General features: G+C 39.1%; 16 protein-coding genes and 1 riboswitch. Of the genes, 8 read left to right on the plus strand and 8 right to left on the minus strand.

The window, feature by feature from the left end; translation table 11 throughout:
* Window positions 1-5 precede the first annotated feature (5 nt).
* Complete coding sequence (gene rsuA / locus ADA56_RS01465; protein ID WP_049368863.1) at window positions 6-704, plus strand: 16S rRNA pseudouridine(516) synthase RsuA; 699 nt, start codon at window positions 6-8, stop codon at window positions 702-704.
* Window position 705: 1 nt separating this feature from the next.
* Window positions 706-1,896 (plus strand): Bcr/CflA family multidrug efflux MFS transporter, encoded by a 1,191-nt coding sequence (locus ADA56_RS01470; RefSeq protein ID WP_049368864.1) that lies wholly within the window; start codon window positions 706-708, stop codon window positions 1,894-1,896.
* Between the two features lie 73 nt (window positions 1,897-1,969).
* Here the strand turns inward: ADA56_RS01470 and ADA56_RS01475 are convergent, their stop codons facing one another.
* The 3 genes from ADA56_RS01475 to ADA56_RS01485 form a co-directional block, all read right to left on the minus strand.
* Complete coding sequence (locus ADA56_RS01475; protein WP_049368865.1) at window positions 1,970-3,409, minus strand: alanine/glycine:cation symporter family protein; 1,440 nt, start codon at window positions 3,407-3,409, stop codon at window positions 1,970-1,972.
* A 137-nt stretch (window positions 3,410-3,546) separates the two neighbouring features.
* Window positions 3,547-4,464: an N-acetylglucosamine kinase gene (nagK, locus tag ADA56_RS01480; protein ID WP_049368866.1), complete on the minus strand. Its 918-nt coding sequence runs from the start codon at window positions 4,462-4,464 to the stop codon at window positions 3,547-3,549.
* Between the two features lie 145 nt (window positions 4,465-4,609).
* Window positions 4,610-5,335 (minus strand): phosphatase PAP2 family protein, encoded by a 726-nt coding sequence (locus tag ADA56_RS01485; protein ID WP_049368867.1) that lies wholly within the window; start codon window positions 5,333-5,335, stop codon window positions 4,610-4,612.
* Between the two features lie 66 nt (window positions 5,336-5,401).
* Between ADA56_RS01485 and ribA the strand changes: the two genes are divergently transcribed.
* Window positions 5,402-6,049 (plus strand): GTP cyclohydrolase II, encoded by a 648-nt coding sequence (gene ribA, locus ADA56_RS01490; RefSeq protein ID WP_049368868.1) that lies wholly within the window; start codon window positions 5,402-5,404, stop codon window positions 6,047-6,049.
* Between the two features lie 48 nt (window positions 6,050-6,097).
* Here the strand turns inward: ribA and ADA56_RS09600 are convergent, their stop codons facing one another.
* Window positions 6,098-6,241 (minus strand): hypothetical protein, encoded by a 144-nt coding sequence (locus ADA56_RS09600; protein ID WP_014065561.1) that lies wholly within the window; start codon window positions 6,239-6,241, stop codon window positions 6,098-6,100.
* Between the two features lie 123 nt (window positions 6,242-6,364).
* Window positions 6,365-6,409, plus strand: a riboswitch (PreQ1 riboswitch).
* A gap of 1 nt (window position 6,410) precedes the next feature.
* On the opposite strand from ADA56_RS09600, the gene queC reads away from it, so the two are divergent.
* From queC to gltS, 5 genes are all read left to right on the plus strand, one after another.
* Window positions 6,411-7,088 carry a 7-cyano-7-deazaguanine synthase QueC gene (gene queC / locus ADA56_RS01495; RefSeq protein WP_049368869.1) on the plus strand — a complete coding sequence of 226 codons (678 nt, stop codon included), beginning with the start codon at window positions 6,411-6,413 and terminating at the stop codon, window positions 7,086-7,088.
* A gap of 196 nt (window positions 7,089-7,284) precedes the next feature.
* Window positions 7,285-9,183 carry a DNA topoisomerase IV subunit B gene (gene parE, locus ADA56_RS01500; RefSeq protein WP_049368870.1) on the plus strand — a complete coding sequence of 633 codons (1,899 nt, stop codon included), beginning with the start codon at window positions 7,285-7,287 and terminating at the stop codon, window positions 9,181-9,183.
* 16 nt (window positions 9,184-9,199) lie between these two features.
* Complete coding sequence (gene nirK, locus ADA56_RS01505; RefSeq protein ID WP_049368871.1) at window positions 9,200-10,393, plus strand: copper-containing nitrite reductase; 1,194 nt, start codon at window positions 9,200-9,202, stop codon at window positions 10,391-10,393.
* Between the two features lie 11 nt (window positions 10,394-10,404).
* On the plus strand, window positions 10,405-12,660 hold the full coding sequence (gene parC / locus ADA56_RS01510) for a DNA topoisomerase IV subunit A (protein ID WP_049368872.1): 2,256 nt from the start codon (window positions 10,405-10,407) through the stop codon (window positions 12,658-12,660).
* 36 nt (window positions 12,661-12,696) lie between these two features.
* Window positions 12,697-13,911, plus strand: a complete 1,215-nt coding sequence (gene gltS, locus ADA56_RS01515; protein WP_049368873.1) for a sodium/glutamate symporter — start codon at window positions 12,697-12,699, stop codon at window positions 13,909-13,911.
* A gap of 51 nt (window positions 13,912-13,962) precedes the next feature.
* Here the strand turns inward: gltS and mfd are convergent, their stop codons facing one another.
* From mfd to ADA56_RS01530, 4 genes are all read right to left on the minus strand, one after another.
* Complete coding sequence (gene mfd / locus ADA56_RS01520) at window positions 13,963-17,403, minus strand: transcription-repair coupling factor (RefSeq protein WP_049368874.1); 3,441 nt, start codon at window positions 17,401-17,403, stop codon at window positions 13,963-13,965.
* 118 nt (window positions 17,404-17,521) lie between these two features.
* Entirely contained in the window at window positions 17,522-17,695 is a 174-nt protein-coding gene (locus tag ADA56_RS09830; RefSeq protein ID WP_014065161.1) for a DUF5363 family protein, read from the minus strand.
* Window positions 17,692-19,536, minus strand: a complete 1,845-nt coding sequence (locus tag ADA56_RS01525) for a tRNA(Met) cytidine acetyltransferase TmcA (protein ID WP_065420061.1) — start codon at window positions 19,534-19,536, stop codon at window positions 17,692-17,694. Before ADA56_RS01525 ends, ADA56_RS09830 begins: the two co-directional genes overlap by 4 nt.
* Window positions 19,537-19,539: 3 nt before the next feature.
* Window positions 19,540-21,306 (minus strand): ATP-binding protein, encoded by a 1,767-nt coding sequence (locus ADA56_RS01530; protein ID WP_049368875.1) that lies wholly within the window; start codon window positions 21,304-21,306, stop codon window positions 19,540-19,542.
* Window positions 21,307-21,420: the final 114 nt, after the last annotated feature.

Consider the following 21,420-nt stretch of genomic DNA (forward strand, 5'->3'; position numbering starts at 1 on the left):
TTACGATGCGACTAGATAAATTTATTGCTGAGAATACAGGCTTAACCCGTTCACAAGCCACCAAGGCCATTCGCCAAAGTGCGGTCAAAATTAATGGTGAAATTGTGAAAAATGGTGCGACCAAAGTAAGCCTAGAAGATGAAATTTATTTTGAAGATGAATTGTTGCCTTGGGTAGAAGAAGGGCAATATTTTATGTTGCATAAGCCACAAGGCTACGTTTGCTCTCACGATGATGGAGACTACCCAACCATTTATCAGTTCTTTGAACCGCCTCTTTCTGGCAAGTTACACAGCGCTGGACGATTAGATGTGGATACCACCGGGCTCGTGCTATTAACGGATGATGGTCAATGGTCACATCGTATTACTTCACCAAAACATCAATGCGAAAAAACCTATTTAGTCACTTTAGCCGATCCAGTTGAAAACCATTATGCTTCAGTCTGTGAAGAAGGCATTCTGCTACGTGGTGAAAAAGAACCCACTAAGCCGGCGAAATTAGAAGTATTAGATGATTACAACGTTAATTTAACTATCTCTGAAGGACGCTATCATCAGGTGAAACGAATGTTTGCTGCACTTGGTAATAAAGTCGTTGCGCTACACCGTTGGAGAATAGGTAACGTTGAATTAGATGAAAGCTTAGAAGAAGGCGAATTTCGTCCACTCACTCAGGAAGAAATCGACAATTTAGTGAAATAATATGAGCCAAAATATTAAACCTACCTTTATTTTTATCGCCACGCTCGGCATCCTCTCGATGCTACCGCCTTTGGGCGTGGATATGTATATTCCGTCCTTTTTAAATATTGCTGAAGACCTAAATATCAACTCCGAGCAAGTTCAGCACACGCTGACATTCTTTGCTTACGGCATGGCTGCAGGACAATTATTCTGGGGGCCCTTTGGCGATAGTTTTGGTCGTAAACCAATTATTCTGTTAGGTGTCATTATTGGTGCTATCACCGCTATTATTTTAACCGGTATCCATTCTATTGGTAGTTTCACTGCTCTGCGTTTCATTCAAGGTTTCTTTGGTGCAGCACCCGTTGTGCTTTCTGGGGCGTTATTACGGGATTTATTTAGCAAGGATCAACTCTCTCGAGTCATGTCCACCATCACGCTTGTCTTTATGATCGCGCCGCTTGTTGCCCCTGTGATTGGCGGATATATTGTGAAGTATTTCCACTGGCACATGATTTTTTATGTGATTGGTACGATGGGATTTCTTGCAGCATTACTCGTCTTTTTCATTATTCCTGAAACCCATAAGCAAGAAAATCGTATTCCACTTCGCCTAAATATCATTGCTCGTAACTTTATGATGCTTTCAAAACAAAAAGAAGTGTTAGGTTATATGGCGGCCGCCTCTTTTGGATTTGGCGGTTTATTTGCTTTCGTCACAGCAGGCTCTATTGTCTATATCGGTATTTATGGCATCCCTGTCGATGAATTCGGTTATTTCTTTATGATCAATATTGCCATCATGACAACGGCTTCTTACCTCAATGGGAAATTTGTATTGAAATTAGGTGCTGAAACCATGTTACGAATTGGTATTGCGGTACAATTCATATCAGGAATTTGGTTATTTTTAACCGCACTTTTTGATTTCGGTTTTTGGCCAATAGCTATTGGCGTAGCCTTTTTTGTTGGACAAAATCCATTAATCTCCTCCAATGCCACCGCCTCTATTCTAGAGAAATTCCCAACAATGGCGGGGACTGCAAATTCATTAATGGGAAGTGTACGTTTTGGTGTCGGCGCGGTGATGGGATCCTTAGTCGCAAGCTTTAAAATGGAAACCGCGGCACCAATGCTCTATACAATGACAGCTTGCGTGGTTATTTCAGCTCTTTCTTATTACTTCCTGACTTATCGAAATGAACGATAAAGTGCGGTCAATTTTCGAGTCAATTTAAAATAATAAAGGCGGGATGTCCCGCCTTTTTTATGTCTATCAAGATTTATTTCCAAATTCGATGCTCTAATACTCGTTTTTTAATTTCAGGATAGAGATCAATTTTAAATTCAGGCTCTTTTCCTTCTTTTAATTGACGTTGATAGTCTTTCATTAACTTCCACACAATAGGGGAAAGTAAAACAATCGCGACTAGGTTAATGATTGCCATCACAGCCATCACAGTATCCGCAAAATTCCACACAACATTGCCTGATTTTACTGAACCGAAATAAACAAAGAACAATACCGATAAGCGGAACAACCATACAAACCACGGCTTATTTTTAATAAAGCGAATGTTACTTTCCGCATAAGCATAATTACCAATGATAGAGGAATAAGCGAAAAGCAATAAAATGAAAGCTAAGAAGTGTACTCCGAACTCCCCTACATGATAACGCAATGCATTTTGCGTTAAGGAAATACTTTTCAGCGTTTCACTGCCGTAATTATCTGAAAGTAGGATAATCACTGCCGTACAAGTACAGACGATCATCGTATCTACAAACACACCGAGCATTTGTACTAAGCCTTGGCTAACCGGATGTTTTACGTGAGCAGCTGCTGCGGCATTTGGTGCAGACCCCATCCCCGCTTCATTAGAGAATAATCCACGTTTAATCCCCATCATCATGGCTTTGGAGACTAAAGCACCAAACATCCCACCTGCGGCTGATTGGAAAGTAAAAGCACTTTTGTAAATATTAGCTATCACCGTCGGGATCATATCAATATGCATGCCTAAGATAATTACCGCCATGATTAAATAAAAGAGTGCCATCATCGGTACGACGCTACTAGAAATGGTTGCAATACGTTTTACGCCACCGAAAATAATGGTGGCGGTCAATATCACTAAAACAAGACCAACATATTCACCTTGCCAATTCCAAGCATTTTTAGTTGCTTCTACGATTGAGTTTGCTTGTACTGAATTAAATGCAAAACCAAAAGTAAAAATAAGTGATACCGCAAACGCTACCGCTAACCAACGAGATTTTAAACCTTGTGTAATATAATAAGCGGGGCCACCACGGAAAGAGCCATCTTTATCTTGAATTTTAAATACCTGTGCTAAAGTTGATTCTGCAAAAGCACTCGACATACCAATAAATGCCGTTACCCACATCCAGAACACCGCACCTTCACCACCAAGCGCAATGGCTGTTGCCACTCCACTGATATTACCTACGCCAACTCGACTTGCAAGCCCGGTTGCAAACGCTTGGAATGGCGTTAAAGAATTACCTTCCGCCGCACGTCCAAACCACATTTCGCGTATACTTGTAGGGAAAAGACGTAGCTGTACTAAACCTGTAGTAATAGTAAAAAATAGACCTACACCTAATAAAATAACAATGGTGATATTCCATAATGGCTCATCTAAATGTTCAACAACCCATGTTAAACCTTGCTCAATCCAGTTCCCAAATTCTGTCAACATAAAAACCTCACTTAAAAAAATCAATATTTTGATTGTAGAGAGATAAAAGAAAAAATCCAGTTTTCTTAAAAAGAAACTGGATTTTTATCCTATAACACAAAATTTATTCAGATTTTTGCTGTATTTTTAGATTAAATCTATTCACGTTTTAAAAATAATGCTGCAGCACCACGCACTCCACCAGAATCACCATGTTTTGCTTTTTTGATTGGTGGCACTTTTGCACTACGCATTAAATGAGGTGGCAATGCTTTTGGTAACGCTTCATAAAGATAATCAAAATTCGATAAACCACCACCAAGCACAATCATATGTGGATCAAACGCAGTGATAATGTTACCGATAGAAATAGCCGCTAACTCCACAAAAATGCGAACAAAATCAACCGCACTTTCCTCTTTCGCATAAAAACGATCGATAATGTCTTTAGCTGATAATTCTTCCCCTTTTAAATCACGGTACAACATTTCAAAGCCGCGACCAGAAATATACGTATCCAAACAAGCGTGATTACCACAACCACATTGATAAATAGGGGCTTTATCCCAACCCAATAATTTTAAGGCATGATAATTTAATTGAAGATGCCCTAACTCCCCTGCCATCCCCACTTGTCCTGAGTGAATTTTGCCGTTAATCACAAAGCCACCACCAAAACCAGTGCCTAAAATCAGCCCTAATACGGAAGGATATTGGGTATTCTCTTCGTCCCAAGCTTCAGAAAGCGCGAAACAATTTGCATCATTTTCAGCTCGCACTTCACGCCCGAGTATTTTTTCAAGATCAGTTAAAATGGGCTTATTATCTGCGACACGAATATTCGTCACTTCAGCAAGCCCTGTCGTTAAATTAACAAATCCTGGCAACCCAAGACCTACCGTGCCTTTTTCATCAAAGTGGGCATCAGCACGTTCTACTAAGGTTTTGATCGCTTGCAACCAATCTTGATAATCCGTTTGTGGCGTTGGCACGCGTTCGGTATAAAGCTTTTCTAATTTTTCATTAAAAGCGGCTAATTCAATCTTCGTGCCACCGATATCAATACCGTAATACATATTGTCTCCTCAAAAGAGCGGTCAAAATTGTTGGAATGTCTGGACTGTATTTTCCTTGAAATCAAAATGAAAATCCATGATAAAAATCATATTTTCTACAAGCAATAAAAAAGACCGGCTTTATCGCTCAAACCGGTCTTTGATTCTATTTATTGTTAAATAAGCCTTTCTTCTGTAAGAAACCAAAAATAATCAAATGAACAAGCCATGCCGAAATTATCGCCACAAATAAATCGATAGGATAATGCATTCCAAGGCGTACGCGGCTAATCAACATTAATACGCCCCAAATGGTCATGGCACCAATCAGTAATTCCGCTTTAAAAGAACGATTGCCTAATAATTGGCTAAACCCGACGGCTAACATTAGCCAAGTGGCTGCAAAAATAGAATGTCCAGATGGGAAAGAATAACCCGTTTCATCTTCATAATGCGCTTTTAACCAGGCTGGTGTATCTGCCTGTGTAGAATAAAATTTATCGACTAATTTTGCTCGCTCTGAACGATCTTGATGATAAAAAGCGTCTGTCGTGCTGTCTGTTTTTTCCGCTAAATAGACGGTAAAAGGACGTGGCTCGGCAAAAACTGTTTTTAAACCTGTTTTAATTACTTGTGTAGATAATACCGACAGGCCCATCACAATTACGCCCATAATCCACTGTTTACGGTTTTCAAAAAGAAAACGGAAAAGTAAAGCAAACACACCACAGGTAATTAAAGCATAAGGTACGCTACCCGTTTCGGTTAAAAGATAAAGCCAATAATCCCATTCCATTAATTGGTTGTTTCCATGCCAATGATAAGCAAAACCCCAAACAAAAAATGGTACAAGACAAAGGAATAACGTATATAATGACAGCCTTTTAAACATTGTTGCCTCTTGATAATAAAAATAAAGTGCACATTTTAGCAGAATAAAGTTGAAAAAGGATACGTTATGTCAAAAATCCAACTGGTTGCTCAAGCCAATTTGCCTACCGAATATGGCATATTTAAAATGGTCGGATTTGAATTTCCCGATACAAAAAAAGAACATGTCGCTTTAGTGATGGGTGATATTTCAAACCAAGATGAGCCTGTGCTTGCCCGTATTCATTCTGAATGCTTAACGGGTGATGCATTACACAGTTTAAAATGTGATTGCGGTTTCCAGCTTGCAGCCGCATTACGTCAAATTAGCGAAGCAGGTCGAGGTGTATTGATCTATCATCGTGAAGAAGGTCGTGGCATTGGGTTAATTAACAAAATTCGTGCTTATTCATTACAAGATCAAGGCATGGATACTATTGAAGCCAACCTTGCATTAGGCTTTAAAGCTGATGAGCGTAACTTTAATGTGTGTGCCGATATGTTTAAATTATTAGGTGTGAAGCAAGTTCGCTTGATGACAAACAACCCGCAAAAAGTAGAAACCATGAAAAAAGCGGGAATTAATATCGTAGAACGTGTACCGTTGAATGTAGGTGAAAACCGTTACAATACGAAATATCTTGATACTAAAGCGAAAAAAATGGGCCATTATATTGTGCACAATAATGAAGAACATTTAATGACTTGCCCACATTGCCAAGAAGAAGTGATTTAACAAAAAAGCCATACAACTAACTGTATGGCTTTTCTTTTATCAAAACAATTATTGATTAACGCCCCAATGACGAGTGTCTTTATCAAATTTCATGCCTGAATGAGATCCTTCCGAACCATTAAAATAAACGTCTTTATTTGCGCAAGCTGAAATCACTAATGCACCAATAACGATAAGAATCAATTTTTTCATTATGTTTACCTTTTCAAAACTAACTTGCCAAAATTGTATCACAACTTTTACCGATTTATCCTGCTTAAATTAGCTGATTTCTTGCAAAATTCATACTTGGCTTCTACAATACCGCCTCATTTTTAACTTGTAGTTCGTAAACCTCCTACATAAAAAAACTAGGTATCCTATGAATATTTCAAATCCTAATCACAATCGTAAAGCCCTTGTGATCTTCTCTGGTGGACAAGATTCCACAACCTGTTTAATTCAAGCTATTGCCGAATATGGCGTAGAAAATGTCGAAACCGTCACCTTTCAATATGGCCAACGCCATGCTATTGAATTAGAAAAAGCCCGTGGGATCGCCAAAGATCTCGGCGTAAAACAAACATTGATTGATACGTCCGTCATCAAATCTATTACCCATAATGCCTTAATGGATGCAAACGCTGATATTGAACAAAAAGACGGAGAATTACCTAATACCTTTGTGGATGGCCGCAACGCACTATTCTTATTGTATGCGGCGATCTACGCAAAAGGACAAAGTATTAATGACATTATCACGGGCGTGTGTGAAACAGATTTCAGTGGCTATCCCGATTGTCGCGATGTGTTTATCAAATCCATGAATGTCACCCTTAATTTAGCCATGGATTATCCGTTCAATTTAAAAACGCCTCTAATGTATCTCACCAAAGCGCAAACCTGGGCATTAGCTGATGAATTAGGTGCGTTAGATTATATTCGTCAGCATACTCACACTTGCTACGAAGGTGTTGAAGGAGGCTGTGGAGAATGCCCGAGTTGCAAATTGAGAGATAAAGGGTTACAGGAATATTTGGCAACAAAAGCAAAAGCTTAGTATCTCAATCACTCAATCTACAACAGATTAAATAGGTTCAAATGAATTTAAAGTGCGGTCAAAATTCACGTCAAATTTTGACCGCACTTTTCCTTGATATAGTATCCTTATCTTTTCTCATCTTTGATTTTATAAACGCGTCATTTTTTGATAAAATCACGCTAATTTTTTTGTAAATAAGTAACTAATTTTAAAAATGACTACAAATTATTCTGCTCAAGAAATTACGGTTCTAAAAGATCTCGAACCGGTGCAAATTCGCCCCGGCATGTACACGGACACTACCCGTCCAAACCACCTTGCTCAAGAAGTTATTGATAACAGTGTGGATGAAGCCCTTGCGGGTTTTGCCACCAAAGTTGAAGTGATTTTACACGCCGATCAATCGCTTGAAGTCATTGATAATGGCCGTGGGATGCCAGTGGATATTCACCCAACTGAAGGCGTTTCTGGTGTGGAGGTGATCTTAACCAAGCTTCATGCAGGCGGTAAATTCTCGAATAAAAACTATGAATTTGCCGGTGGTTTACACGGGGTGGGAATTTCTGTCGTCAATGCCCTTTCTGAACGTGTTGATATTCAAGTTAAGCGTAATGGCGAAGTATATAAAATTGCTTTTGAAAATGGTGCAAAAGTAGAAGAATTAGAAGTCATTGGGACTTGTGGCAGACGTACAACCGGCACCACCGTTCACTTCAAACCGAATCCAAAATATTTTGATAGCAAGAATTTTTCTGTTAGTCGTTTACGCCACTTATTGCGTGCGAAAGCTGTGCTTTGTTCGGGCTTAGAAATTAAATTTGTCGATAAAGTGAATAACACCGAAGATGTGTGGTGCTATCAAGATGGTTTATCCGATTACTTAACCGAAGCTGTGAATGGTTTTGAAACCTTGCCTGAAAAACCTTTTGTCGGTGAATTTAAAGGCTCAACAGAAGCGGTAAGCTGGGCATTATTATGGTTGCCGGAAGGTGGCGAGCTTATTGCAGAAAGCTATGTAAACTTGATTCCGACAGTACAAGGTGGAACACACGTAAATGGTCTTCGTCAAGGTTTGCTCAATGCCATGACTGAATATTGTGAATTCCGCAATAAATTACCACGTGGCGTGAAATTAACGGCAGACGACATTTGGGATCGCTGTGCTTATATTCTTTCACTGAAAATGCAAGATGCTCAATTTGCCGGCCAAACAAAAGAACGTTTATCTTCCCGTCAAAGTGCGGTCTTTGTTGCGGGTGTTTTAAAAGATGCCTTCAGTTTATGGTTAAATCAAAACGTACAAGATGCGGATCGCTTAGCTGAAATGGCGATCAGTTCTGCACAACGTCGTCTGAATGCAGCCAAAAAAGTCGTGCGTAAAAAATTAGTGAGTGGTCCTGCTCTACCGGGTAAATTAGCCGATTGTGCATCACAAAATTTAGAAAAAACCGAATTATTCTTAGTAGAGGGTGACTCTGCGGGCGGCTCGGCCAAACAGGCGCGTGACCGTGAATATCAAGCGATCCTACCGTTACGCGGAAAAATCTTAAATACTTGGGAAGTTGCCAGTGATCAAGTGCTTGGCTCAACGGAAATTCATGATATTGCTGTGGCGCTTGGTATCGATCCTGATAATGAAGACTTATCTCAACTTCGTTACGGGAAAGTCTGTATTTTAGCCGATGCGGACTCTGATGGTTTGCACATCGCCACCCTACTCTGTGCCCTCTTTTTACGCCATTTCCCGAAATTGGTACAAGATGGACACGTTTATGTAGCAATGCCCCCACTCTATCGTATCGACTTAGGCAAAGAAGTCTTTTATGCCCTTGATGAAAATGAGAAAGAAGCGATTTTAGAACGTTTAAAAGGTAAAAAAGGTACCTTAAACGTACAACGATTCAAAGGTTTGGGTGAAATGGATCCTTCACAATTACGTGAAACCACCATGGATCCGAATACTCGTCGCTTAGTTCAATTAACTTACGATCTGGAGGAAGATCAAGGCGCAGCAACATTAGAATTAATGGATATGTTACTCGCTAAAAAACGGGCAGAAGATCGCAAAAATTGGTTACAAACTAATGGCGATCAAGTGGATTTAACAGTTTAATTATTTGAGGTCAATCATGAACGAACAACGTCGAGATTTTTTTAGAAACAGCGCATTAGGCTTAGCAACGATTACATTAGGTGCAGGTTTAAGCCTTATTCCTTCTGCTCAAGCAGAAGAAAAAGCCTCAAATACTGCGACGACTGCAGTTGAAAATTTACCAGAGATTGAAGCTGAACTGACGCTTGCGCCAAATGTGCCAAAACCGATTGATCGTAACTATCCAGCAAAAGTCGTGGTAAAACTGACCGCACTTGAGCAAATTATGGATTTAATGGATGGTGTGCAATTTAAATTTTGGACATTAAATGGTAGCGTGCCTGCGCCGTTTATTCGTGTGCGCGAAGGCGACATGGTGGAAGTGCAACTTTCCAACTCAGCGAGTTCAATGATGCCGCACAGTATCGATTTTCATGCTGCCGCTGTGCCAATGGGGGGGGCTATCGCAAGTGAAACCCCACCAACCCGCACATCCACCTTTCAATTTAGAGCGTTACGTTCGGGGATTTATCTATACCACTGTGGCAGTCAGCCTGTGGATATTCACCTTGCCAAGGGGATGTATGGTTTAGTTTTAGTTGAGCCCAAAGAAGGTTTACCAAAAGTGGATCGCGAATTTTACATTATGCAAAGTGAATTCTATACCAAAGGTGAATTTGGCGATCCTGGCTTGCAACCATTCAGTATGCAAAAAGCCATTGATGAACGCCCTGAATACGTCCTCTTCAACGGTAAAGTCGGTGCAACTATGGACGGAAATGCCTTAAAAGCGAAAACCGGTGAAAGCATTCGTCTATTTGTAGGAAATGCTGGACCAAATTTATGCTCTTCTTTCCACTTAATTGGTGCCGTATTTGATAATGTGTATGTGGAAGGCGGTACGCTTGTTAATCATAATGTTCAAACTACCCTGATTCCATCCGGCAGTGCCACCATGGTGGAAACACTAATTGATGTACCTGGCACTTATGTCTTTATGGATCACTCGATTTTCCGTGCTGTAAATAAAGGTACGATGGGACAAATCGTGGTCGAAGGCGAAAAAAATCCGAATATTTATTCCGGAAAACTAAAAGACGAAGCCTTTAAAGAAGCCAATCCACAAAAACCACAACCTGTTCCTTACGAAATTGACAGTCATAAAGGAATGGATATGGGGCATTCTCATCACGAACAGTCTGATGCGAGTTCCGGTGCAACAAGAAAATAGATTAAAAAAATATGAGCAATATTAATTACGAAGGCATCGAGCAGATGCCACTTCGCACCTTTACAGAAAAGGCTTATCTTAATTATTCAATGTACGTCATCATGGATCGTGCATTACCTTTTATTGGTGATGGCTTAAAGCCTGTTCAACGTCGTATTGTTTATGCGATGTCTGAACTGGGTTTAAATGCTGCAGCGAAATTTAAAAAATCTGCGCGTACCGTCGGTGATGTGTTAGGTAAATTCCATCCACACGGCGACTCCGCTTGTTATGAAGCCATGGTATTAATGGCTCAGCCCTTTTCTTACCGTTATCCTTTAGTGGATGGCCAAGGAAACTGGGGGGCGCCAGATGATCCTAAATCATTCGCGGCAATGCGTTATACAGAATCTCGTCTGTCCAAAATTTCTGAGATTCTATTAACTGAATTAGGTCAAGGTACCGTTGATTTCCAACCGAACTTTGATGGTACTTTAGAAGAACCACAATATTTGCCTGCACGTCTGCCTCATATTCTGTTGAACGGCACCACCGGGATTGCAGTCGGGATGGCAACCGATATTCCACCACACAATATTAATGAAGTGGCGGATGCCGCTGTCCTGCTATTAGATAATCCAAAAGCAAGATTAGATGATGTACTCAATATCATTCAAGGCCCAGATTTCCCAACTGAAGCGGAAATTATTTCGCCAAAAGATGATATTCGCAAAATGTACGAAACCGGTCGTGGTTCTATCAAAATGCGTGCAACATGGCATAAAGAAGACGGTGAAATCATCATTAGTGCACTTCCTCATCAATCTTCACCCTCTAAAATCATTGCACAAATTGCTGAGCAAATGACGGCGAAAAAATTGCCTATGGTAGAAGATATTCGTGATGAAGCGGATTACGAAAATCCTGTGCGTATCGTGCTTGTGCCACGTTCAAATCGCGTTGACACGGACGCCTTAATGGCGCATTTATTTGCGACGACCGATCTTGAAAAAAGCTATCGTGTGAATATGAATATGATCGGGCTTGATCATAAACCCGCCGTGAAAGGCTTACTTCAAGTTCTTACCGAATGGCTGACATTCCGTCGTACAACAGTAACGCGTCGTTTACAACATCATTTAGATAAAGTACTCGCTCGTTTACACATTTTAGACGGTTTGATGATTGCCTTCCTCAATATTGATGAAGTGATTGAAATTATTCGTACTGAAGATGAACCTAAACAAGTTTTAATGGCTCGCTTTAACTTAAGTGATGAACAAGCAGAAGCCATTTTAAACTTACGTTTGCGCCATTTAGCCAAATTAGAAGAACATCAATTACAAGCTGAAAAAGATAAACTCGAAGAAGAGCGGTCAAATTTAGAGTTAATTTTAGGATCTGAGCGTCGCTTAAATACCTTGATCAAAAAAGAAATTCAAGAAGATGCGAAAAAATACGCCAGCCCTAGAATGTCTCAATTAGTTGAGCGTGAAGAAGCGAAAGCCATTTCTGAAAGTGAAATGACTCCAGCAGAACCCGTTACTGTTATCTTATCTGAAATGGGATGGGTACGCTGTGCAAAAGGGCATGACATTGATCCGGCAGGCTTAAGTTATAAAGCAGGCGATAAATATCTCGCTCACGCTTGTGGTAAAAGCAATCAACCCGTAATCTTTATTGATAGTACTGGTCGTAGCTACGCTTTAGATCCATTAAGCTTGCCTTCTGCGCGTTCCCAAGGTGAACCGCTCACCGGTAAACTTACATTACCGGCAGGTGCGACTATTGAACAGGTTATTATGGAACCTGAAAAACAAGAATTATTGATGGCATCAGATGCAGGATATGGTTTTATTTGCAAATTTGAAGATTTAATTGCACGTAATAAAGCTGGAAAAGCCTTGATTTCTTTGCCAGAAAATGCGAAAGTCTTGAAACCTGAGACACTTTCCGAGTCGGCCTCACTTCTTGTGTCCCTCACTTCAGCGGGTCGAATGCTGATTTTTCCGGTACGGGATTTACCGGCATTATCAAAAGGGAAAGGCAACAAAATCATCAGTATTCCAGCAGCGAATGCAAAAGCGCGGTCAGAATTATTGGTGAAATTGTTCTTAATTTCAGAGCAAGCCAGCCTTGAGTTCCATTCCGGTAAACGAAAAATTACTCTAAAACCGGAAGATCTGCAAAAATTCCGTGCTGAACGTGGCAGAAAAGGCTCCCAATTACCACGTGGATTACATAGTAATGTTGACATTGTGGTGGTTGAACCTGAACACAACTCATAAGAATTCTCGAAACCAAACTAAATAGGAGGATATTTCGTGAATATTGTTTTTGATACCTATCAAACACTTGCTTTAGCAAGTTTTGTATTATTACTCGGTTTTTTTCTAGTAAAACGCATTCGAGTTTTACAAACATTTAATATCCCTGAGCCTGTTGTTGGCGGCTTTATTGTGGCTATTGCATTAACGGTTTTATACAAAGTAAATGGCACTTCATTCACTTTTGAGAAAAGCTTACAAACATCGATGATGTTAGTCTTCTTCTCCTCTATCGGTTTAAGTGCAAACTTTGCTCGCTTAATTAAAGGCGGAAAACCATTAGTTATCTTCCTCTTGGCAGCGGCAATACTCATTGTTTGCCAAAATATTATCGGTATTCTGGGTACTCAATTATTAGGCATTGATCCTGCTTACGGTTTACTTGCCGGTTCAGTTACCCTAACTGGTGGTCATGGTACAGGTGCGGCATGGGCAGAAACTTTCACTAAAGAATTTAATCTACCTGCTGCCACAGAAATCGCCATGGCATGTGCCACATTCGGTTTAGTCTTTGGTGGTATCTTAGGTGGTCCAGTATCTCGTTATTTATTAAATCATCAAAAACAAGGTGAAAATCCAGAGAATGATGAAATAGATGACGTACAAGAAGCATTTGAGCACCCAACTTACAAACGTAAAATTAATGCGCGCTCAATCATTGAAACCATCGCAATGCTTTCTTTATGTTTACTCATCGGTCAATACTTAGATGGCTTAACAAAAGGTACACACATTCAATTACCAACCTTCGTATGGTGTTTATTTACAGGTGTAATCATTCGTAACAGCTTAACCCACTTATTCAAATTCCAAGTGGCTGATTCAGCGATTGACGTATTAGGCAGCGTAGGTTTATCTATCTTCTTAGCGATTGCTTTAATGTCTCTAAAACTTTGGGAGCTAGCAGGTCTTGCAACAGATGTATTGGTTATCTTAGCGGTTCAAGTTGTCTTCATGGCTTTCTTCGCTATCTACGTCACATACCGTATGATGGGTAAAGATTATGATGCGATTGTATTAAGTGCAGGTCACTGTGGTTTCGGTCTCGGTGCTACACCAACAGCCGTTGCTAACATGCAAGCGATTACCAGCCGTTTCGGACCATCTCACAAAGCGTTCTTAATTGTACCAATGGTAGGGGCATTCTTTATCGACTTATTAAATGCCGGTATCTTAAAAATGTTCTTAAGCGTTGTTGAAGCGCTTCACTAATAAAACGTAAAAAAGAAAGGCTGACATGTTGTCAGCCTTTTTATTTACTTGCTACTCAGTAAGCGTCTTCACCAAATCCATCACAAATTCTAACCGCGCTTTGTTTTCTGGAAGGGCTTTTACAAACTTAAATTTTAATGGACCATCAAAGCGATAAACAATTGGATTTTGTTGAATTAATTTGATGAATTTTTCAGGATCAACTTTTGCTGAAGGAGAGAATTCAATAAAACCACCTTGAGCCCCTGCATCGATTTTCAGTACTTTTAATGGTTTCACCATTAAACGTATTTCAGCAATTTGTAAAAGATTTTTAGTTGCTTCAGGTAATAGGCCAAAGCGATCAATTAATTCAACTTTTAATTCATCTAACTCTTGTTTACTTTCCGCTTCAGCAATGCGTTTATAGAACGACAAACGCATATTCACATCACCCAGATAGTCATCTGTTAATAAGGCTGGAACACGTAACTCAATTTCAGCTTGCTGATGTGTAATCTCTTCTAATGAAGGTTCTCTGCCCTCTTTTAAGGCTTTCACTGCTGCATCAAGTAATTCCATATAAAGTGAGAAACCGATACTTTCAATTTGCCCACTTTGTTCATTCCCTAATAATTCACCGGCACCGCGAATTTCTAAATCGTGCGTCGCAAGAATGAAACCTGCACCTAAGTTATCTAAACTTTCTAATGCCTCTAAACGACGTTTCGCATCTTTCGTCATTAATTTCGGCGGCGGTGTAAGCAAATAAGCATAAGCTTGGTGATGAGAACGCCCTACTCGACCTCGCAATTGGTGAAGCTGAGCTAAACCAAAATTATCTGCACGTTCAATAATGATCGTATTTGCCGTAGGTACGTCAATCCCTGTTTCAATAATGGTGGAACAGACTAAAACGTTATAACGTTGATGATAAAAATCACTCATCACACGTTCAAGTTCTCGTTCTCGCATTTGACCATGTCCAATCACAACTCGCGCCTCAGGCACAAGTGCAGTCAGTTTTTCAGCCGTATTTTCAATACTCGTCACATCATTATGTAAATAATAAACTTGCCCGCCACGCAAAATCTCACGCAGGATGGCTTCACGAATAATTAAATCATCTTTCTGGCGAACAAACGTTTTGATACTCACTCGACGAGCCGGTGGTGTCGCAATAATAGAAAGATCGCGAATGCCATTCATCGCCATATTCAAAGTACGAGGAATTGGTGTTGCAGTAAGCGTTAAAATATCAATATTCGCTCGAAGTTGTTTAATTTTCTCTTTTTGTCCCACACCAAAGCGATGCTCTTCATCAATGATAAGTAAGCCAAGATCGGAAAACTTCACATCAGATTGAATCAATTTATGAGTGCCAATCAGAATATCGACTTTTCCTTCGGCTAAATTTTCTAAGATTTGTTTTTGCTCTTTAGCTGTTTTAAAGCGAGAAAGCACTTCCACATTAACTGGAAGATTAGCAAAACGATCTTTAAAATTCTCGTAATGCTGTTGAGCTAACAAGGTTGTTGGGACTAATACAGCTACTTGTTTATGATTCATAACCGCCAAAAATGCCGCGCGCATCGCCACTTCAGTTTTTCCAAAGCCCACATCACCACAAACTAAACGGTCCATTACTTTGGACTGACACATATCCGAAATGACGGCATTAATAGCCATGGCTTGATCATGTGTTTCTTCAAAAGGGAAGGTTGCAGCGAATTGCTGGAATTCCTCACGATCATATTTAAATTCAAAGCCTTTTTTCACTTCTCGCTGAGCATACACATCAAGTAATTCAGCTGCCACATCACGAATTTTTTCTGCAGCCTTTTGACGCGTTTTCGCCCATGATTCATTACCTAATTTATGCAATGGTGCGGTTTCATCTGAACCACCTACATAACGACTAATTAAATGAAGAGAACCAACAGGCACATAAAGTTTGGATTCATTCGCATAATTGATTAGCAAATATTCTGCTTTTAAACCACCTGTATCAAGCGTGACTAACCCACCATAACGCCCCACACCATGATCTAAATGCACCACAGGCTGCCTAATTTTTAATTCTGCCAGATTACGCACTAAGGTATCTGGATTGACAGCCTTACGTTTATCACGCTGACGTTGCTGTTGTACCCGCTCACCTAAAATTTCATGTTCAGTAATGACGGCTAATTTAGCCTCATCAAGAATAAAACCTTGCTCAAGACGGCTTACCCAAAGATTAAACTTGTCTTGATTGGCGTCAGATAAGGTTTTAATCTGTTTAGGTTTAATTTTTAATGGTGAAAGCAAATCTACTAAAGTTTCACGACGTCCTTCAGTTTCAACTGAAAATAAAACATTTCCTTTGAAATGTTCAATAAACTGTCGAAGTTGCGATAACGGTTCTTTTTGCTGTGATTGAATGGTCACTGCTGGTAATGCGGACACCGCTAAATTTTTCTGACGAACAGATGACCGCACTTTTTCTGCTTTAAAATTAATTTTAGGGTAATTTTTTAATGCATGATTTACTGCATCAATGCTTACCCACAAACGTTCTGGAGGCAAAAGAGGACGCATTGGATCGACTTTTCGATGTTCATAACGCTGTTTAGCATCAAGATAAAAACGTTCACCTTGTGCTTGATTTGTCTCCATATCCACAAACAATGTTTTTTCTGGCAAGTAATCAAACAACGTTGCCATTTCATCAAAGAATAACGGCTGCCAATATTCAATCCCTGAGATTAGTGTGCCTTTACTGATTTGCTGATAAATATGTTCTGGATCACGACGAATTTCTCCAAAAGTTTCTCTAAATTGTGTACGGAAAAACTCAATACCTTTCTCATCTGTTGGAAATTCGTGTGCAGGTAATAAATTAATAGATTGAATTTCATCTAACGTTCTCTGCGTATCAACATCAAAAGTACGAATCGAATCAATTTCATCATCAAAAAAATCTAAGCGAAATGGAACCACACTTCCCATTGGGAAAAGATCTAAAAGTGATCCGCGTACGGCATATTCGCCATGTTCTAGCACTTGTTCTACAGAACGATATCCTGCTGACTCTAATTGTAATCGCAATTTTTCAATGACTAGACGATCACCTTTTTTAATCAAAAGGACATTATGCTGTAGATATTTCGGCGGGCACACACGTTGCATTAATGTGCTAATCGGCAAAACAAAGATGCCTTTTTTAGTATTTTGTAAATGAAACAGCGCACTTAAACGAGAAGAAATTATTTCTTGATGAGGAGAAAAAGAATCATAAGGCAACGTTTCCCAATCAGGAAAAAACTGAATGGGCTGAGAAGTTAAATCCGGTAAAACTTGTGATAAACGAACCGCGCTTTTGGTATCCGGTGTCACAACCACCGTCAATCCATCATATTGCTCTGCAATTTCACTAACCGCAAGTGCATCTGCACTCGCCAATACATTGCCAAGAATTTTATGGTCATTGGGCTGAGTTGGAATATCAAAATTAAAATAGGTTGTTTTCATAAGTGCGGTCAATTTTTATCTCATTTTTGCCTAAACAGCTTGTTAGTTTAGCAAATTCACTCTACTTTTCAATAATTATCTGTATAAAAAAACAGGGTTAAATTAACCCTGTTTTCTTTTATTTTTTGAGTGGTTCTAGTGGTTTCTCTTTTTTTACCTTACCATCATCATCAAATTCAATGCGTGGCATACAACCTCGACAGCTACCTTTATCTAAACCAAGCTCACTACAAAATTTATTATATTCATCTACTGCTTTACGGAACCAACCTTTTTTTTCTTGTTCGCTCATTTTGCCTCCTTTTTTAATTTTTGTGCAATTTCCGAACGTAATAATTTTAACCCATTTTTCTTATTATAGGGTATCTGTTTTGTGATGAAATAATCTCTTATTAAAGGGCAATCTTTTTCATCTAAATTCATTAAAAATCGACGAATTGCCGGCAAAGCGGAAGCTAAAGTGCGGTGAAAATAAGCAAAATTTTTTAAGCTTAACCAATCTTCGTCAATCAATTCCCAATCTACTGATGTGCTATTAAATTCCTGAACGAGCGGATGGAAAGACAAAGGCATATTCCGTTGAAAAGATTGCATTGCTTCTTTTTCTAATTCAATCCCTTGTGCAGAAAGTCCTTTTAGAGCGATAGTTGAATAACAGCCACTACTTGCCTCTAAATGCTCGCCTAAATAAACAAGAGAAAAACCACATTTCTGCCAAAATTGAGCCAGTTCTTTGGTATAACCAAAACTCACTGATAAATAATCCAGATCGGCATTTGGTGTGATGTATTCAATAAGTTGTGTACCAATACCATGCTGCTGCCACATAGGCTGGACCGCAATTCTCGAAATACGTAAAGAATGCAATTCACAAGCCTTTTGTTGTTGAGCATGAAAACAAAGTGCTTGAGGCACGAGATTGCCTTTCGGGCGTCTAATCCCTTGTTGAATTGCTTCAATGAGGGCTGAATCTTCAATCCCGCCTTCTTTTAATGCCCAAACAGCGCCTAGTAAATTTTGCTCACTTTCAGCGGTAAAAAAACACTGTGAATTGACATCAAATAATCGCCGTAGATCTAATGGTGATGTACGATAATGAGCTAATGTCATCAACCCATAGAATTGAGACAATGAAGAAAGTATTTCCTCTTGTGAGCGTTCAGTAATTTGACAGAACTTGCTTTTATCGTATACCGTTTGTTTAAACTCATCCTCTACATTCAATAATAAAAGCTCATCGATAAATGCCTCTAAAGCATCATCTTTCGACCAACGTAGCGGTTCAATAAGCTCAAAGTCAGAGAAAGTGCGGTTAATTTTTTGCTTAAATTTAAGCTCAAAGCCTCGCCCGGTTCCCTCATAACTATGAATAGTTGTCGTAAATAAAATATGCTTAAAATGATGGGAAAAAGCAGTAAGTTGAGCAATCGGCAACATTGCCGCCTCATCAACAAAAAGCCAAGCATTTTCAGAAAAAGAAGGATCATTTTGCAAAGCAAGGAAAAGCGCATCTGGTGCAATAAAGATAATCTTTTTTTGTGAAAATTCACCCAAAATATTGACCGCACTTTTATTTGGAGCTGTGAGGTAAATTTTAGTATCCAGTTGATTCGCTAATAAGCCTGCTAGAGCTGATTTCCCTCTTCCTCGTTTGGCAGTAAGAAAGTAAAGTTCAGATTCTTTTTGTAAGATTCGCTCAATAATTTTCTGCTGATCTAAGGTCGCGTTGTGATTTACAAATTCTCGTTGAAAAGTGCAGTCAAATTTTAAATCATTTTGATGATAAAGGACGGGGAAGCCATATTTATGAATACAATGCTTAAAATATGCAATAAATCTTGGCGTCGTAATTGTCTCAAGCGAACCTGACCAACGAAGACTATCTTCGTCTATTTGGAAATGAAGTTTCTCCCAATTTGATAGCAAGACAATTAAGGCACCATTCATTTTCAATGTACCGGCCGCAATGGCGAGCGCCTCTAAATGGATACCTTTTCGTGCATCAAACAAGATCGTCTCAAACTCTTGCCCAAGAAGATTTTGAATTTTAGAAAACTCATTAATAATCAAGGTATTTGCCGGCAAATTAGACGGCATATTCTCACTGACCAAAATTTGAAAATAACGTGTCATGAATTATTTTTCTAAATATGCTTCTAATTCAGCTACATTTTGAGACCATTCATTACTGAGTTGCTTTATCCATAAAGCAATATCAGATGCCCAATTAGGTAATGACGTGTCTTGAGCCTGTTTTGCGATATTTTGAATATTAACAAGCCCCACTGATGCTGCTGCGCCTTTTATTTTATGTGCCACATCTGACACCATTTGTTGCATATCTGCGTTTGTAAGATAATCTTCATACGCCGTTTCTAATTCATCTAAATAAATTGGCATCCACTGTTTGAATAACTCCACATTAGCTTTAGCTTGTGATTTTCCAATTAACTCAATAAGTGAAATATTAATACCTTCTTGAACTTGAGGGAGCTCTTCCTCATCAGAGGTAGTCTCGATATCATCTCCTAAGAATGTTTTAAAACACTGACGTAATTCCGTCAGAGAAAGAGGCTTACGCAACACGCCATCCATCCCCTGATTTTGATATTCCTCTTCGCTGTGCATAACGTTTGCCGTAAAAGCAATTAAAGGTGGAAGAAAATCGTAAATTCCTTCTTCGTAGTTTTTACGTAGATAGTATGCAATATCAAAACCTGACATATCTGGCAATTTAATATCAAGAAAAACAATATCATAAGTATTTTTCTCAAATAATTGGATAGCCTGTTCACCATTCATCGCAACATCAACATAATGACCTTGCTTTTCAAGAATACTTTTGGCTACAACCACATTTAATTCAACGTCTTCTACTAATAAAATGGAAAGATGCTGCATGGCTTTTTCAGCGTTTCCATCATGAGCTTGCGCTTTTTCTGCAATGATCGTTAAGTAAAAGGTTGAACCTTCGTCCAATTCACTTTCAACCGTTAAATCCCCTTGCATTAACTGCGCAAGATTCTTAGAAATCGCAAGACCGATGCCACTTCCCGCAGAACGATGGATATTATCTTTAACCTGATAATACATGGTAAAAATCTTATCTAATTCACAAGGTGCAATACCTGCTCCCGTATCAGTAACACTAAATTGATACTGATTATCTTGCATTTTCTGCACCCTTAGAATCACTTCACCCTTATCAGTGAATTTGACGGCATTACTAATTAAATTCCAAAGAATTTGGCTAAGGCGAGCACGATCGAGATAAAGCCAATTAGGTAAATTCTCATCCTGTTTTAAAGAAAATTTTAGCCCCTTTTGTTCTGCCATCAAGGTCCCAAAATTATAGAAATCATTAAGTAATGAATGGAAATCGCAGGGTTGAATATTCAATTCAATGCGCTTGGAGTCGATTTTATCTAGGTCAATAATATCACTAAAAATATGACCTAAACTGACCGCACTTAGGTTAATTGTATTAAGATAATTTTGTTGTTGTTCTGTTAATTTATCATCCAATAAAATTCGGCTTAGACCAATGATTCCATTTAAAGGCGTACGCAATTCATGACTAATCGTTGCAAGTAAGGTACTTTTATCACGGCTATTTTTTTCTAATCGAGCAAGTGTTTTGGAGAGCTCTAAACGGGAACGTTCTAATCGCTCAACAAGCAGCGTAAAAAAATAAATAACAAAAGGAGCGGTAAATAAACCAAAAGTAATTGAGCGGGCAATGTCACTCCAGTGAATACCATCACTAAGGAGCGTGCTTAATAGGATTTGTATACAGATAGCTAAAATAGCAAGAATAGCGATACCAAGTAAAGAGAAGCGAACTCGACCTAATCGAATAACCCAATCAACATAACGTTGCGCAAAATATCTAAAGTTTTTCATTGTTTATATTGAGAAATAAAAATTGAGATCATTCTATATAATTTTTAATAAAAATCCATAAACAAAAACCCCAAGCTCTTCAGCTCGGGGTTCACATTCACTACCTGGCGGTGT

It is taken from the genome of Parahaemophilus parainfluenzae, assembly GCF_001055095.1.
Taxonomy (GTDB): domain Bacteria; phylum Pseudomonadota; class Gammaproteobacteria; order Enterobacterales; family Pasteurellaceae; genus Haemophilus_D; species Haemophilus_D parainfluenzae_Z.